The following is a 13,597-nucleotide window of genomic DNA, read 5'->3' on the forward strand; positions in this document are numbered from 1 at the left end:
AGACATCCTGCGGCGGATTGGTTAAGAAATCCTTTCCAAATGAAAAGGAGTGTTAAATTGACGTCGGATCAAGCCGAACGGATTGCGCTGAATATGCTGGCCTGGCTGGTGTCAAATGACGACCTTTTGCCGATTTTCATGGGGGCGACCGGGGCAGGGCAGGACACGTTGCGGGATCGCGCGGGCGAACCCGAGTTTCTTGCCGCGATGCTCGATTTTCTGATGATGGATGATCAATGGATCATGCAAGCCTGTGATGCGCAGGGGCTGGCCTATGATCAGGTTGCGCAGGTCCGACACGCTTTGCCGGGCGGATCAGAAATGCACTGGACCTGATGGTCTGATATGGGCAGTGTGGCCTTGAAACGCAGCTAGGAGCACCCATGATGATCAAGGCCCTTCTCTTTGACAAGGACGGCACGCTTTTCCAGTTCAAGGCAACGTGGGAGGCCTGGGCGCATGCGGTGCTTTTGCGCCTGACGAACGGTGATCATGCGCACGCGGCCGAGGTGGGCCGGGACATCGGGTTCGATATGGAGACGCAGTCATTTGCACGTGACAGCGTGGTGATTGCCGGCACCCCGGCCGAGATTGTCTCGGCTCTGCAAAAACACTTCGATTTGTCAGCTAACGCGCTGGAAACCATTCTTAACGACGAGGCTGAAACCGCGCCTCAGGTTGAAGCGGTCGCCTTGGTGCCTTTGATGGAAGAGCTGCGTGCCCGAGGGTTGGCCTTGGGTGTAGCGACAAACGACGCCGAGCGCCCTGCGCGACAGCATTTGGAAGGGGCAGGCGTGTCGAATCTGTTCGATTTTATTTCGGGCTATGACAGCGGAAATGGCGTCAAGCCGGACGCCGCTCCCTGCCTCGCCTTTGCACGGGCGGTGGAGGTGAGCTCGGATCAAGTCGCGATGGTGGGCGACAGCCTGCATGACCTGAAAGCGGGGCGTGCGGCTGGGATGCGCACGATTGGGGTATTGACGGGGTTGGCGACACACAGCGAACTGTCACCCTTCGCAGACGTTGTGCTGGACGATATCGGGCAAATCCCGGCGTGGCTGGATCAGAGCGCCTGACGAACAGATGCGCATTTTCGAATTGTTAAGACTTGGGGTCTAAAACATCACCGTTAGATGACGCGTGTGATGACAATGCATGGCTTGATTTTATGGATATTCGAAGCCTTTGTGCGCCTGACCTATGGGGATCAGGTGTGGGAAAAGGCGCTGACGGATCTTGATCTTCATGTTCAATCCGTCGAGCCGATGTTTCACTATGACGATCAGATTGGTCTTTCGATCTTAAGGCAGTTGGCGATCCAGCAAAACCGAGACCGGACCTCGATCTTAGAAGATTTCGGCACATTTCTTGTCACTGACCCTCGGGTCGAACGCGTACGGCGTTTGTTGCGCTTTGGTGGGGTTGAATACACTGATTTCCTGCACTCACTGGAAGATCTTAAAGGACGTGCGCGTTTGGCGGTTCCAGACCTGACCCTGCCGGACATACAGGTGGATGAAGTCCAACTCCATGTGTTTCAGATCACATGCGAAAACACCCCCAAAGGCGCCCCATATGTTCTGCTGGGGGCCTTGCGTGCGCTGGCGGATGATTATGGTTCGCTCGCATATCTCGAGATATTGGCCGAGCAACAGGACAGCGTTGTCGTGAACGTCAGTTTGTTGGAACGTCAGCATGCCGAGGGACGCGAATTTGTGTGGGCAACGGACGGTGCACCATGAATATTGAACGGCCTATTCCTTTTACCTGTGGCGCCTTGGATCATGTGCTTCCCTTGCACATGATCATCGACGGTTCCGGAGTGGTGCGCCACGCTGGGCCAACGATCCAGAAAGTCTTTGGTAAGCGCAAAGTGATAGGCCGGAATGTTTTTGGTTTGCTCGAGCTCAGGCGGCCCAGAAGCATTTCGCGAATCGAAGATGTTGCCAAGATTGATGCGCGGCGGGTGCTGCTGAAAATCCGGGATGAATACCGCATGTCCGTGACCGGTGCGGTAACCGTGATGCCGGATTTGGATAGCGTGCTGCTAAACCTTTCCTTTGGCTATTCCATATCCGAAGCGGTCGCGCGCTATGAACTGACTGGCTCGGATTTTGCGCCAACTGACTTAGCGGTTGAGATGCTGTATCTGGTTGAAGCGAAGTCTGCCGTGATGGAGATCGCCACCCAGTTGGCGCATCGTCTTCAGGGCGAAAAGGAAGTTGCCCAGACGCAGGCGCTAACGGATGGCTTGACCGGTCTTGCCAATCGGCGTGCCCTTGAACTGCGGTTAGAGCGGCAGTTTTTGCGGGGTGTGCCATTCTCGTTGATGCATCTCGATCTGGATTTTTTCAAATCGGTTAATGATACATATGGTCACGCGGCGGGGGACGCCGTGCTCGAATCTGTCGCCCAGATCCTGCGGGAAGAAACTCGTAAAGAGGATCTTGTCGCGCGGGTTGGTGGGGACGAGTTCGTGATTGTTTTGGACAATCAGGTCTATCCAACGCGGTTGGAAAAAATATCCACGCGTCTGATCAGGCGGATCGAAAGCCCAATATTGTTTCAGGACCAAGAATGCCGGGTGTCGGCCAGTATTGGTGTTGTGCCGTCGACAAACTATGCAAACCCGGATCAAACCATAATGGCCGAGGACGCGGACAAGGCGCTTTATGCATCGAAACACGCTGGGCGGGCAGGGTTTACGATTGCGGGTCGACCTGACGCGGTGGGGCGTTCTCTGATGAATTAACAGATGCCGGGGTGGGTCTCAACGCAACGTTGCCCCCCTCGCGTCAGAGCGCCAACATCATTGCTATCGCGTGTAATAAAGCGTTCAACGGTCGCTGAAATTGGACGTTTTACTGATGCCGGTTGGTGGAGCTGCACAGGCCGGAGAAATCATCTGTCCTCTCCCTTAGGCATCCATTGAATCGCGCGGAGGTGTCGGAAGCCGATATTCACGCAGATTGATCGCTTGATTGGGTATTTAGTGGCCTCTCGTTCGCGGGGACATGGACCTAGGAAGGCGGCAATTGCTGCCGACAGATTATGCGTGCTCTGACGGGTGCGTCGATCTGTGTGTCCGTGCGTGCAGATCACGCCCCCGATGGCGTGGTTCGTGTCGTGATTTTCGAGGGGCCGTGTGGTCCCGCGAGGTTTGATGTCGGACACTAATTGTACTGGCTGAACTCCAATCCGAATAACGGATGTCTGTACATTAGCTGATTTCAAGAGCTCCAACTGGCAGTGCGGGCAGTTTAGAGCTAACCAGTCTCCGCTGAATTTCGCGATTTACTGGGAATTCACAGGGAAATTACGGCTAGTTTTGACTGTGATATGCCAAAACGGGGAAAAGCCACCTGATAAAACTCAAAAAAAGAGGGGTGTTGAAGGCAATTTCCCTGTTAGTGAAACAACAGGGAATATGGTTTTGGATTTTAGGGAAATCCTGCCGCTGATCCTCCGTTTCCTAACCATAGCGGCGGACCATTTCAGTGGGGGAGGATCAACGATTGTCATGGGCTCTCTGCAGACCTCGGAGGCGGCGCAAAAACGACAAAACCAAGGGCTTATAGTAAGACGATGACGGCCCAGAGTATGGTCAGTCGATGCCGCAGCTGCTACCCGTATTCCAGATATTGGCAAAGCCTTGAGAAGACCGTAGGTTGAGTTAGTTAGCCTCTGAATCCTGATGCGCAAAACTCAGCATTCAGTGTATGAGCGTTTTGAAAAGGGTAGCGCATCAAGCGTGAAGCAAAAAATGAGATTTTCGAAGTATATCGCCGCGTTACTGGTTTGTCCGACGGTTCTTTTAACGGGGTGTGTAGGAGATGACACATCTTCTGGTGGGGGAGGAGAAACCGGCTCACCTCCCTCGACGAGTGACGCGCTGCAGGCTTACTTTCTTCAAAGTCTTGATACGGTGCGTGCTGAGGCGAACCGATTGCTCAATGATGACTCGCGGTACCAGCTTCAAGACACTCCGACTGGTGCCTACGCGGACTTGAATGGGAACGGTGTCTACGATCCCATTGTGGATGTACTATTGAATGGAAGCCCTCTCAGGCATGCTGGTATTCACTATGCGCATGCTGCGGGCTTAACCGGGGCGGGCGAAGTTATCGCGATCTCGGATGCTGGATTTCTTACGAGCCATGAAACTCTGGCAGGAAAGACACTGACCACAGGATCAAACTTATTAGTAGATAATCACGGCACTTTTGTCGCATCCGTGGCGGCCGGCAACTCGGATGACATGATTGGCGTTGCCCCAGAAGCAGATCTGATTTTAGGCAACTTCGGGAGCTTCGAACAGCTGCGCGAAACAGCCTTGAGCGCGGCTTCTCTCGGAGCTGTTGCCCTCAACAATTCTTGGGGATTTGATGGTTTGGACGCCACGATATCGGACTATAGCGAGATGCAATCATATTCCGGTGCACAAAGCTACATTCAGGGATTGGAAACCTTTGCCCAAGATGGGATTGTTCTTTTCGCTGTTTCGAATGACAACGAGAATCCCACAATCGGATTGATGGCAGGCTTGCCATTACTCGAGCCAGATCTAGAGGATAGTTGGCTCGCTGTCGTCAATGGTGTGCCTGTCATGCAAGATGATGACATTGTTTCTGCTCGACGGGTATCTGGCGCCTGCCTTGAGGCCGCAGCTTGGTGCATAGCTGCAGATGGAAGTTGGATTGGTGCAACTGCAGGTGGCATAGATAGCTATGCATTTGGCACAGGCACGTCTTATTCTGCTCCACTAGTTGCCGGAGCACTTGCTCTTTTGGCTGAAGCCTTTCCAACTCTGACACATCAAGACCTTCGGGTTCGACTTCTAGCCACAGCTGACAACAGCTTCACAGGTTTTGAGACGAGTGGCTCAGTGGAACTGGCCGATGGGTTTTATCACGACTACAGCGACGAGTGGGGGCACGGGTTTATAGATGTAGCGGCCGCGCTGTTGCCAATTGGGCAGCCCGTGGTGACGCTGGAAAGCGGTTTCGAGTTGGACGTTGGACGAGATCCGTTAGCCGCTTCTGGTGGTGCTAGTGGTGATGCGGTTGCCCGCGCCCTGAATGGGGTTGAAGTTGTCAGTCTGGATGCCTTTTCAGCACCGTTTGCAATCGAAGCATCTTCCCTAGTCGCGCAGCGATCGTCTGCTCCACTATTCTCTCCCAGTGAGCTTCATAAAAGGGATCGTCTTAAGGAAAGCAGCTTCCGTAGAGATGCTTTTTTTGGTCAAGGTGTCAGGGTGCCGCTTCAGGGGGGGGAGTCAGATCTCGAAATATCCTACTATAATAGCAGTTTAAGTGGTGTAGATTCTTATGGACTAGGCCTTAGTCGCACATTTGATTTTAGCAATGCTTCCTTGCAGCTGAGTGCAGGCATTGGGCATGACACAGCAAACTTGCTTTCGACATGGAATGGCAGTTCAAGCTCAACGCTCTTTACTGTTGGGATGGCATATGCCGCGAATTTGTCTAGCAGCACCAGCGCCAGTTTTGAAGTTGGTTACGCATCGGGCCGAGAGGCTTCTATGTTAGCCCAACCCGCAGATGTATTAATGAACTCAGCTACTCTCTCGCTATCACACAGGAATGCTTTCACGCGAAACGATACTATTTCAATTTCGCTTTCCTTACCTGCGGCAGTCACTTCAGGAAGTACGTCTCTTTCACTTCCCACGTTTTCTGAGACGAACAAGATTGTCTACACTAACATTCCGGTCAGTCTCGCACCCGAACGGCGCGAAATGCAGTTGTCGTTGACCTATGAGCGTCCTATTGCATCTGGGGCTACTTTAGGCCTGACCTTGCGGCATGCCGAGAACCAAGGCAACATTTCGGGAGCCCGAGACACCGGAGTTCTGTTCACGCTAAATAGGGTTTTTTGAGAGCAGACGTAAATGGCGACCGAAGATGTGACGTCTGAGCTATTCCCCGATGTTTGGATAAGTTTGAGCGTAATTTTAGCGACTCTCTGCTCTCGCTGATCGGGTTTCCTGTTTTCTGTATCCAACTGGTAAACTACTGGCGGGCGGCTTGTCGCTATGAAAGCAGCAAGCCTACCCGCGTTCGCGCTTGTCGCCCCGCCTTGAACACGGGGCGCATTGTCGGTCAAAAACGACCGCTCAAGCCAAAACTCGTTGAGCGTGAAGCCTAGATCCCGATCTTTCACCCTTGTGCAATGAGCAGAACCATTCACCTAGACACACTGAACACTCGCGCCCAAGCCGCCAATGCGTGGCTCAGAAACGTCGTTGGAATGAGAGAGCGCGGGTAATACTGGAAAACATAACACCCCACCAACCGAAAGAGTTCTTTGCAATTTCGCCCCCTTGTGACCTTAGAAGGAACTAAAACCAGATTTCTCGATCTCTCAAACTGGGAAGACGTAATTGGTGGACAGAGACACGTCGTCCAAATCAGCCGCAATGGTCTCCGAAAGCGCGTCTCTACCTACCAGGTCATTTGGGAATTCTTTGAATACCCCGCGCAATACCGGTCAGCTAAGAGAGACAACTAAACAAGGGATGTGGGTGGCAGCCCGTAGGGGAATCGAACCCCTCTTTCCAGGTTGAAAACCTGGCGTCCTAACCGATAGACGAACGGGCCACGCTGTTGGTAGGCGGCTTATAAGGCCAGCCGAATTGTGAGCGCAAGAGCTGAAATGCGGGAAAGGCGAAAAAAATCCAAAGCGGTGTTCATGCCGTGCAATTACGGCACCGAGTGCGATGGAAGACTAATTTCGATCTGGGAGAAAATGGCAGCCCGTAGGGGAATCGAACCCCTCTTTCCAGGTTGAAAACCTGGCGTCCTAACCGATAGACGAACGGGCCACGCTGTGGTGAGGGGTTTCTATGTCAAAGCCCCAACCCGTGCAAGAGGCATTTTCACTTTTTTCGACGATCGGAAAATATACTATTTTCAGGCCTTTGCGGCATCTTCCAAGCGTAGCTGCGGGCTGAGCCGTCCCTGCCAATGATTCACTTCGAGTCGTCCCGCCAGATGGAACCTGACGCCGCCATGCTGTTCCAACATGGGGCCAAGCGGTCCGTCAAAGGCGCCAAAGGCAATCGCGTCGATCCGCGTGCCTAGGCCGTCTCCAAAGCTGACCTTCAGATGATTTTGGCCGACTCGTTTGGCAAACAGGATCTGCACATCCGGAAACGCAAAGCGTGGGGCGGGGGCGGAGGCCCCGAACGGGCCAGCTTCTTCCAGCTGTTCGATCAGATCGACCGATGCTGCAGATGGCATAAGGATACCATCCAGCTTCAGGTCCGCGGCGCCCAGTTCCCCGGCCCCTTGCTTTTCCATAAGCTCGCTGAGGCGCGCCATGGCAGGTTCCAATTGGTCGCGGGTCAGGCTGAGGCCCGCGGCCATTTTATGCCCGCCGCCTTTTTCGATCAGACCGTCTGCGGCCAGCTTCTGAATCGCCGCGCCAAGATCGATGCCGGTGACAGATCGCCCTGACCCTTTGCCGTCATCCCCATCAAATCCAATGACAATCGCGGGGCGGTTGGTGGCTTCTTTTAGGCGGCTGGCGACAATGCCAACGACACCGGGATGCCAGCCGCCCCCTGCGGCCCAGACCAGCGGGGCATCTAGCCCGCGATCCTCGGCCTGATCTATGGCCAGTTCTTGTACGCGGGCCTCGATTTCACGGCGTTCGGCGTTGAGTTCGTTCAGCCTTTCGGCGATCGACTGGGCTTCATTCGCATCGGTTGTGGACAGCAAGCGAGCGCCCAAATCCGCCTTGCCAATCCGTCCGCCAGCGTTTACGCGCGGCCCCAGAAGATAGCCCAGATGATAGGCGCGGGGGGCTTCATTCAGGCCAGCGACATCCGCCAGCGCGACCATGCCGGGGCGCGCGCGCCGCGCCATGATTTTCAGCCCTTGGCGCACAAGGGCGCGGTTGGCGTCAATCAGCGGGGCGACGTCGGCCACGGTGCCAAGCGCCACAAGGTCGAGCATCGAGATTAGGTCCGGTCCAGAGCGTCCCGCCTCGCGCAGCAGGCGGCCCAGTTCGACCAGCACAAGGAACACCACACCGGCCGCGCAGAGGTATCCCGGCGCGTCGGCCTCGTCCTGTCGGTTCGGGTTCACCACGGCGATGGCGTCGGGAAGAGTTTCGGCCCCAAGGTGGTGGTCCAGCACGATCACATCGGCGCCCTTCGCACGGGCGGCAGCGATGGGTTCAAAGCTGAGCGTGCCGCAATCCACGCAAATGATCAGGCTGTGATCGGCGGCCAGTTTTTCCATCGCGGGTGTGTTGGGGCCATAGCCTTCTTCAATCCGGTCTGGGATATACAGCGTGACCTGCCGATTGAACTGTCGAAACCAGTCGATCAGCAAGGTTGCCGATGTCGCGCCATCCACGTCGTAATCGGCGAAAATGGCGACCCGCTCGGATTGGTCCAGAGCGGTCAGGATGCGGGCGGCGGCTTTGTCCATGTCCTTCAGCTTGCGCGGATCGGGCAGAAGATCGCGCAGGGTCGGGTCCAGAAAACCGGTCGCTTCGTGCGGGGGGATGCCGCGTTGGGCCAGAAGTGTACACAGGGCAGCAGGCAGTTGGGTGTGCTGGCCAATGGCCTCGGCCTGACGTTCGACCTCGGCCGTGGGACCAAGCCATTTGCGCCCGGTCAGAGAGCTTTCAACTCCAAGGAATGCGCTCATGCAAGCACCTGATCGGTGGCGACTACGGTGGCGAATTCGCCGTTCAACTGGTCCAGAGCTGCGGTATGGATGTCCTCAGCGGATGGGGCTGGTCCATCGCGCCAGGCGCTGTCCGCATTGCCCGTGAAGGCCGCGCAGGCGTCGTGGACCAGCGTCACGTCAAAGCCCAGATTGGCCGCCATGCGGGTGGTGGTCGAGACACAATGGGGGGTCGTCAGGCCACAGATTGTAACCCTCTCAACATCCTGCTTTCGCAGCATTTTTTCAAGATCTGTGCCGATGAAACCCGAGTTCACATTCTTGGCCATGACCGTCTCGCCCTCGCGCGGGGCGACCATGGACTTCAGGGCCACAAGTCCGCCATCTGGGTGCAGGGGGCTGCCCGGCGTGGTCGACAGGTGCTGAATGTGAAAAACGGGCGCATTTTGCGCCCGCCAATGGGTCAGAAGCCGGGCGGCGTTGGCCTCGGCGTCCGGATTGTTGCGCGTGCCCCAGAACGGGTCGTCAAACCCTTCCTGAATGTCGATCAGGATCAGGGCACCCAGCATCAAGCGACCGGGTTGCGATAGATCATACGACGGACCGAGCCGGTTTTCGAACGCATCAGCAGCGTTTCGGTCGTCAGCCAGCCGGGCTCGCGTTTGATGCCCGAAACGATCGAGCCATCGGTCACGCCGGTCGCGGCAAAGATCACGTCCGCTGTGACCATCTCGTCGCGCGAATAGATGCGGTCCAAATCGGTGATGCCGGCTTTGGCAGCACGGCCACGTTCGTCGTCGTTGCGGAAGGTCAGCTGACCCCACATCTGACCGCCCATGCATTTCAGCGCGGACGCTGCCAGAACGCCTTCAGGCGCACCGCCGCGACCCATATACATGTCGATGCCGGTGATGTCGGCTTCGGCACAGTGGATCACGCCAGCCACGTCACCATCGGTGATCAGGCGGATGGCGGCGCCGGTCGAGCGGATGCCTTCGATCATTTCTTCGTGGCGCGGACGCTCCAGAACACAGACGGTGATGTCCTTGGTCTCGCAACCTTTGGCCTTGGCCAGAGCTTCGACACGCTCTTTCGGCGACATGGCCAGCGACACGACGTCTTTGGGGTAGCCCGGGCCGATGGCCAGCTTTTCCATGTAGACGTCGGGGGCGTGCAACAGCGTGCCGCGCGGGGCCATCGCGATTACGGTCAGTGCGTTCGGCATGTCTTTGGCGGTCAGCGTGGTGCCTTCCAGCGGGTCCAGCGCGATGTCGACGGCGGGGCCTTCGCCAGTGCCGACTTCTTCGCCGATGTACAGCATCGGGGCTTCGTCGCGTTCACCTTCGCCGATCACAACGGTGCCTTGGATTTCCAGCAGGTTCAGCTGGTCACGCATGGCGTTCACGGCGGCTTGGTCTGCGGCTTTTTCGTCCCCGCGACCCACAAGGTCGGCACTGGCCATGGCAGCGGCTTCGGAAACACGGGCCAAACCAAGCGAAAGCATACGGTCGGCGAAAACGACTTTATCGGCCATAAGGGGCAATCCTCACTGTCTCTAGTTGCTTTCCGGTTTAAGGGCCGGTGGGGGCAGGGGCAAGGGCATTACGCGACGAAAAGGCACGGTTGCGAAGGTTTCAGGTGGCAAAGCGCAGGTCGGGACTGCGGATGAGCCCCTGAAACAGAAGCGCGATCATGGTTCCGTTCAGGATGTGCCAGATGAAATGGGTACCGATTGGCCAGATTTCGCACAGGTGCATGTCAAACGTGCGGAAGGTGAGCGAGATCATGAAGATCACCGTGGCCGCGGTGATCCACGGTGCAATTTCGTGTCCGTTGCGGCGGGTCAGGAAGGTGAACGCCAAGAGCGCCAGCACGGCGGGCAGATACTGTTCGGATCCATTGAGCAGGCTGTTTGCTTCGGCGTGATCATGGGGGGCGTCGCCAGAGATTGAGGGTGCGGCGGGCGTAGTCTCTTCGGTCGCAATGCTGTCGCTGGTTTGACTGCCAGAGCCATCGCCCCCGAAAGCAAACAGCACCGCGATGACTGCGGCCACCACGGCGACCCCAATTCCGATGCGTCCGGGGCGAATACCCGCCACCCGGCGCAGGGCGACCAAAACGAACAGCAGGACGAAAGTCCAGATTGGGATCACATCCGCCAGACTGGACCACGCATTCGCAAAGGTATGAAACAGGAAACTGCCAATGCCAATCATGCCAGCCAGCAAGATCAGGACCATGGTCATCGGGTCCAGCCGATCCCGGCGCTTGGCCTCGATCCAGCCCCAAAGGGCGGCAAGGATGAACGCAAGGTTCGAGATCGCATTCAGCGGTTCCGCCCAGAAGGCCGCGCTGACGCGTTCGCAGTAGATATCGATTGGGGTGAACCAGTCCATGAGCGCCTCCTGTGGGTGAGGTCACTCTGGCCGGACCGGCGGGGCCGGTCCAGTGCCAATACAGCTGACGTTGCGCGAGGGCGCTTACAGCTCTTCGATGCGGATTGCGACGGGTTCGCCGTCGACTACGCCGGTGTCCGCGAAGCCCTTGATGGCTGCATCCAGCGCGTCGCGGGTGCATTTGTGCGTGACGATCAGCACCGGGGCCAGTTTCTCGTTGTGGCTGGTCTGGCGCATGCGGTTGATCGAAACGCCAGCATCGCCCAGAACCGAAGCGACTTTCGCCATCGCGCCGGGTTTGTCCAAGAGGAACAGGCGCAAGTAATAGGGCGCAGGCTTGGCGGCCTTGGCGCCGGTCACCGGGCGCAGGGTTGTCGCGGGTTGTCCGAAGGTTGGGATATTGATCCCGCGCGCAATGTCCATCACGTCGCCCATCACCGCGCTGGCGGTCGGGCCTTCCCCCGCGCCGGGTCCGCGCAGGACGACTTGCTCGACTGCGTCGCCTTCTACGACGACCATATTGGTGCCGCCTTCCAACTGCCCCAGAGGCGAGCTTGCGGGCACAAGACAGGGCGACATGCGCTGCTCCAACCCGCGGCCGGTCATCTGGGCCACGCCCAGCAACTTGATGCGGAAGCCCATTTCCGCAGCATGTTCAATGTCTTCCAGCTGAATGCGCTGAATGCCTTCAAGCTCGACCGCGTCGAAATTGACCTGTGTCCCGAACGCAATCGAGGACAGGATCGACAGCTTGTGACCGGCGTCGATGCCGCCCACGTCTAGGTTCGGATCGGCCTCCAGATAGCCCAGCTCGGCGCATTCATCGAACAGCGCGTTATAGCCGCGGCCCGTGGCCTGCATCTGGGTTAGAATGTAGTTGCAGGTGCCGTTCATCACGCCCATGACGCGGGTAATCTCGTTCCCGGCCAGACCTTCCAGCAGAGACTTGATGATCGGAATGCCGCCAGCCACAGCGGCTTCATAGCGGATGCGCACGCCTGCGGCTTCGGCGGCCAGCGCCAGTTCCTGCCCGTGATGGGCCAGAAGCGCTTTGTTCGCAGTGACGATGTCTTTTCCGGCGGCAATCGCAGCCTCGACCGAGTCTTTCGCCGGGCCTTCGTCGCCACCCATCAGTTCGACAAACACGTCCACATCGTCACGCTGTGCCAGAGCCACGGGATCGTCTTCCCATGCATAGTCCGACAGATCGACGCCACGATCTTTGTCTTTCGAGCGGGCAGAGATGGCAGTGATCACCACCGGACGCCCGGCGCGATCTTGCAGAAGTGCGGCCTGACGTCGAACGATCTTCACCACGCCGATACCGACGGTGCCAAGACCTGCAATTCCAAGGCGCAGGGGGGCGGTATCAGTCATTTCAGTCTCCGTCGGCTGGTGTGTCGTCCCGGGACGTGTATCCAAAGCGGCAAGGCTGTGCAATCCACGGCTTGGCCGCAGCGTTGAATTTCTTGAGGGTGTCGCTTAGCGCCGCGCCAATGCTGCCTGCATTCGCCCACGCGTCTGCCCGTCTACGACCGAGGTCCGACGCAATCGGCTCGCGCGGGCACGCAGGGCGGCAGCACGGCTGGCCAAAGATCCGGTGCCATAGTCGCCCTGTTCGGCGGGAAGTTGTCCAAGGATATCGTTCATCGACACGATCTGCGGGTAGGGGGCGTTTGCCGCAGCGCCGTCAGCGAAATCCGGAATGTCCGAGCACGCCACCAGAACGCTGAACCCCAGAAACAGGCAGGTTTTAAGCGGTCGGGTCATACGGCGGCGGTCCTTCAAGCTGTCGTCACGGCGACCATAGACAGGGTGGGCTGGCGCTGCAAGGCAGCATGGCATTTGCGGCAGCGGGTGGCGGGACGTTGCGAAACTTGGGGGCGAAACGCTTGGATATGAACGATTGTTCAGTTACCAATCTGGTATGGCGCGTAAAACCGGATCCCACAGCGAAATCACAGGCCCCCGCGTGCGCGCGGCGGCGCTGACCTTGTTTGCCCGTCACGGCTTTGCCGCCGTGTCGATGCGTCAGATCGCGCGTGAAGTGGGTGTTCAGGCCGGTGCCTTGTACCTTTATACGAAGGACAAGCAAAGCCTGCTCTTTGACCTGATGCGCACCCATATGGACGAGCTATTGGCCGCGTGGGCGGACGAGCCCAAGGGGGACACTGCTCTGGATGCGCTCGAAGCTTTCTCGCGCTTTCACATCCGATTTCACCTTGAACGCCCCGACGCCGTTTTCATTGCCTATATGGAGCTGCGCAACCTGACGGACGAGAACTTCGCTGCCATCGAAGCCCTGCGCCGTCAGTACGAGGGCGAGCTGGAGGCGATCTTGCGGGCAGGCCAAGAGGCCGGTGAACTGGACCTGTCCGACATCCGCCTGAGTTCCATGGCGATCATCGCCATGCTGACCGGGGTGAACACTTGGTATCGCGAGGGCGGTCGCCTGTCGCGCGAAGCGGTGGCGGATCGCTATTGGGATATGGTAAAAGGTGCTGTCGGGGCGTGATCTCGACTCACGTTTCGCTTGACACAACA

General features: G+C 57.5%; 12 protein-coding genes and 2 tRNA genes. 6 read left to right on the forward strand and 8 right to left on the reverse strand.

Features of this window, described 5'->3' with window-relative positions; translation table 11 throughout:
- The first annotated feature begins 39 nt into the window (after positions 1–39).
- The 5 genes from Q0677_RS13595 (at position 40) to Q0677_RS13615 (ending at position 5,896) form a co-directional block, all read left to right on the forward strand.
- Positions 40–336, forward strand: coding sequence for a DUF3572 domain-containing protein (locus Q0677_RS13595; protein ID WP_298910794.1), 297 nt, complete (start codon positions 40–42; stop codon positions 334–336).
- A gap of 47 nt (positions 337–383) precedes the next feature.
- Positions 384–1,076: an HAD family hydrolase gene (locus Q0677_RS13600; protein ID WP_298910797.1), complete on the forward strand. Its 693-nt coding sequence runs from the start codon at positions 384–386 to the stop codon at positions 1,074–1,076.
- A 57-nt stretch (positions 1,077–1,133) separates the two neighbouring features.
- Positions 1,134–1,742 (forward strand): heme NO-binding domain-containing protein, encoded by a 609-nt coding sequence (locus tag Q0677_RS13605; protein ID WP_298910800.1) that lies wholly within the window; start codon positions 1,134–1,136, stop codon positions 1,740–1,742.
- Positions 1,739–2,752, forward strand: a complete 1,014-nt coding sequence (locus Q0677_RS13610) for a GGDEF domain-containing protein (protein WP_298910803.1) — start codon at positions 1,739–1,741, stop codon at positions 2,750–2,752. Before Q0677_RS13605 ends, Q0677_RS13610 begins: the two co-directional genes overlap by 4 nt.
- Before the next feature lie 942 nt (positions 2,753–3,694).
- The gene (locus tag Q0677_RS13615) at positions 3,695–5,896 is read left to right on the forward strand and encodes a S8 family peptidase (RefSeq protein ID WP_298910806.1); all 2,202 of its coding nucleotides are present in this window, start codon (positions 3,695–3,697) and stop codon (positions 5,894–5,896) included.
- Positions 5,897–6,542: 646 nt separating this feature from the next.
- Here Q0677_RS13615 and Q0677_RS13620 read toward each other — a convergent pair.
- From Q0677_RS13620 to Q0677_RS13655, 8 genes are all read right to left on the reverse strand, one after another.
- Positions 6,543–6,617: transfer RNA gene (locus tag Q0677_RS13620), tRNA-Glu, on the reverse strand.
- Between the two features lie 149 nt (positions 6,618–6,766).
- A tRNA-Glu gene (locus Q0677_RS13625) sits at positions 6,767–6,841 on the reverse strand.
- Between the two features lie 88 nt (positions 6,842–6,929).
- A complete protein-coding gene (recJ, locus tag Q0677_RS13630; protein ID WP_298910809.1) occupies positions 6,930–8,678 on the reverse strand; it encodes a single-stranded-DNA-specific exonuclease RecJ in 1,749 nt (582 codons plus the stop codon).
- Positions 8,675–9,226 (reverse strand): cysteine hydrolase family protein, encoded by a 552-nt coding sequence (locus tag Q0677_RS13635; RefSeq protein ID WP_298910812.1) that lies wholly within the window; start codon positions 9,224–9,226, stop codon positions 8,675–8,677. Before Q0677_RS13635 ends, recJ begins: the two co-directional genes overlap by 4 nt.
- On the reverse strand, positions 9,226–10,191 hold the full coding sequence (gene glpX, locus Q0677_RS13640) for a class II fructose-bisphosphatase (protein WP_298910815.1): 966 nt from the start codon (positions 10,189–10,191) through the stop codon (positions 9,226–9,228). Before glpX ends, Q0677_RS13635 begins: the two co-directional genes overlap by 1 nt.
- A 100-nt stretch (positions 10,192–10,291) precedes the next feature.
- A complete protein-coding gene (locus tag Q0677_RS13645; RefSeq protein WP_298910818.1) occupies positions 10,292–11,053 on the reverse strand; it encodes a ceramidase domain-containing protein in 762 nt (253 codons plus the stop codon).
- Positions 11,054–11,137: 84 nt separating this feature from the next.
- Positions 11,138–12,430, reverse strand: a complete 1,293-nt coding sequence (locus Q0677_RS13650) for a homoserine dehydrogenase (RefSeq protein ID WP_298910820.1) — start codon at positions 12,428–12,430, stop codon at positions 11,138–11,140.
- A 105-nt stretch (positions 12,431–12,535) separates the two neighbouring features.
- Positions 12,536–12,823, reverse strand: a complete 288-nt coding sequence (locus Q0677_RS13655; protein ID WP_298910823.1) for a hypothetical protein — start codon at positions 12,821–12,823, stop codon at positions 12,536–12,538.
- 157 nt (positions 12,824–12,980) lie between these two features.
- On the opposite strand from Q0677_RS13655, the gene Q0677_RS13660 reads away from it, so the two are divergent.
- Positions 12,981–13,568 carry a TetR/AcrR family transcriptional regulator gene (locus Q0677_RS13660; protein ID WP_298910826.1) on the forward strand — a complete coding sequence of 196 codons (588 nt, stop codon included), beginning with the start codon at positions 12,981–12,983 and terminating at the stop codon, positions 13,566–13,568.
- Positions 13,569–13,597 lie beyond the last annotated feature (29 nt).

This window comes from uncultured Aliiroseovarius sp. (assembly GCF_947492455.1).
Taxonomy (GTDB): Bacteria; Pseudomonadota; Alphaproteobacteria; order Rhodobacterales; family Rhodobacteraceae; genus Aliiroseovarius.

Bases quoted from the DNA above. Each gene is read 5' to 3' on its own strand.
- Q0677_RS13595 (WP_298910794.1), top strand. From the start codon at position 40: ATGAAAAGGAGTGTTAAATTGACGTCGGATCAAGCCGAACGGATTGCG.
- Q0677_RS13600 (WP_298910797.1), top strand. From the start codon at position 384: ATGATGATCAAGGCCCTTCTCTTTGACAAGGACGGCACGCTTTTCCAG.
- Q0677_RS13605 (WP_298910800.1), top strand. From the start codon at position 1,134: ATGACGCGTGTGATGACAATGCATGGCTTGATTTTATGGATATTCGAA.
- Q0677_RS13610 (WP_298910803.1), top strand. From the start codon at position 1,739: ATGAATATTGAACGGCCTATTCCTTTTACCTGTGGCGCCTTGGATCAT.
- Q0677_RS13615 (WP_298910806.1), top strand. From the start codon at position 3,695: ATGCGCAAAACTCAGCATTCAGTGTATGAGCGTTTTGAAAAGGGTAGC.
- recJ (WP_298910809.1), bottom strand. From the start codon at position 8,678: ATGAGCGCATTCCTTGGAGTTGAAAGCTCTCTGACCGGGCGCAAATGG.
- Q0677_RS13635 (WP_298910812.1), bottom strand. From the start codon at position 9,226: ATGCTGGGTGCCCTGATCCTGATCGACATTCAGGAAGGGTTTGACGAC.
- glpX (WP_298910815.1), bottom strand. From the start codon at position 10,191: ATGGCCGATAAAGTCGTTTTCGCCGACCGTATGCTTTCGCTTGGTTTG.
- Q0677_RS13645 (WP_298910818.1), bottom strand. From the start codon at position 11,053: ATGGACTGGTTCACCCCAATCGATATCTACTGCGAACGCGTCAGCGCG.
- Q0677_RS13650 (WP_298910820.1), bottom strand. From the start codon at position 12,430: ATGACTGATACCGCCCCCCTGCGCCTTGGAATTGCAGGTCTTGGCACC.
- Q0677_RS13655 (WP_298910823.1), bottom strand. From the start codon at position 12,823: ATGACCCGACCGCTTAAAACCTGCCTGTTTCTGGGGTTCAGCGTTCTG.
- Q0677_RS13660 (WP_298910826.1), top strand. From the start codon at position 12,981: ATGGCGCGTAAAACCGGATCCCACAGCGAAATCACAGGCCCCCGCGTG.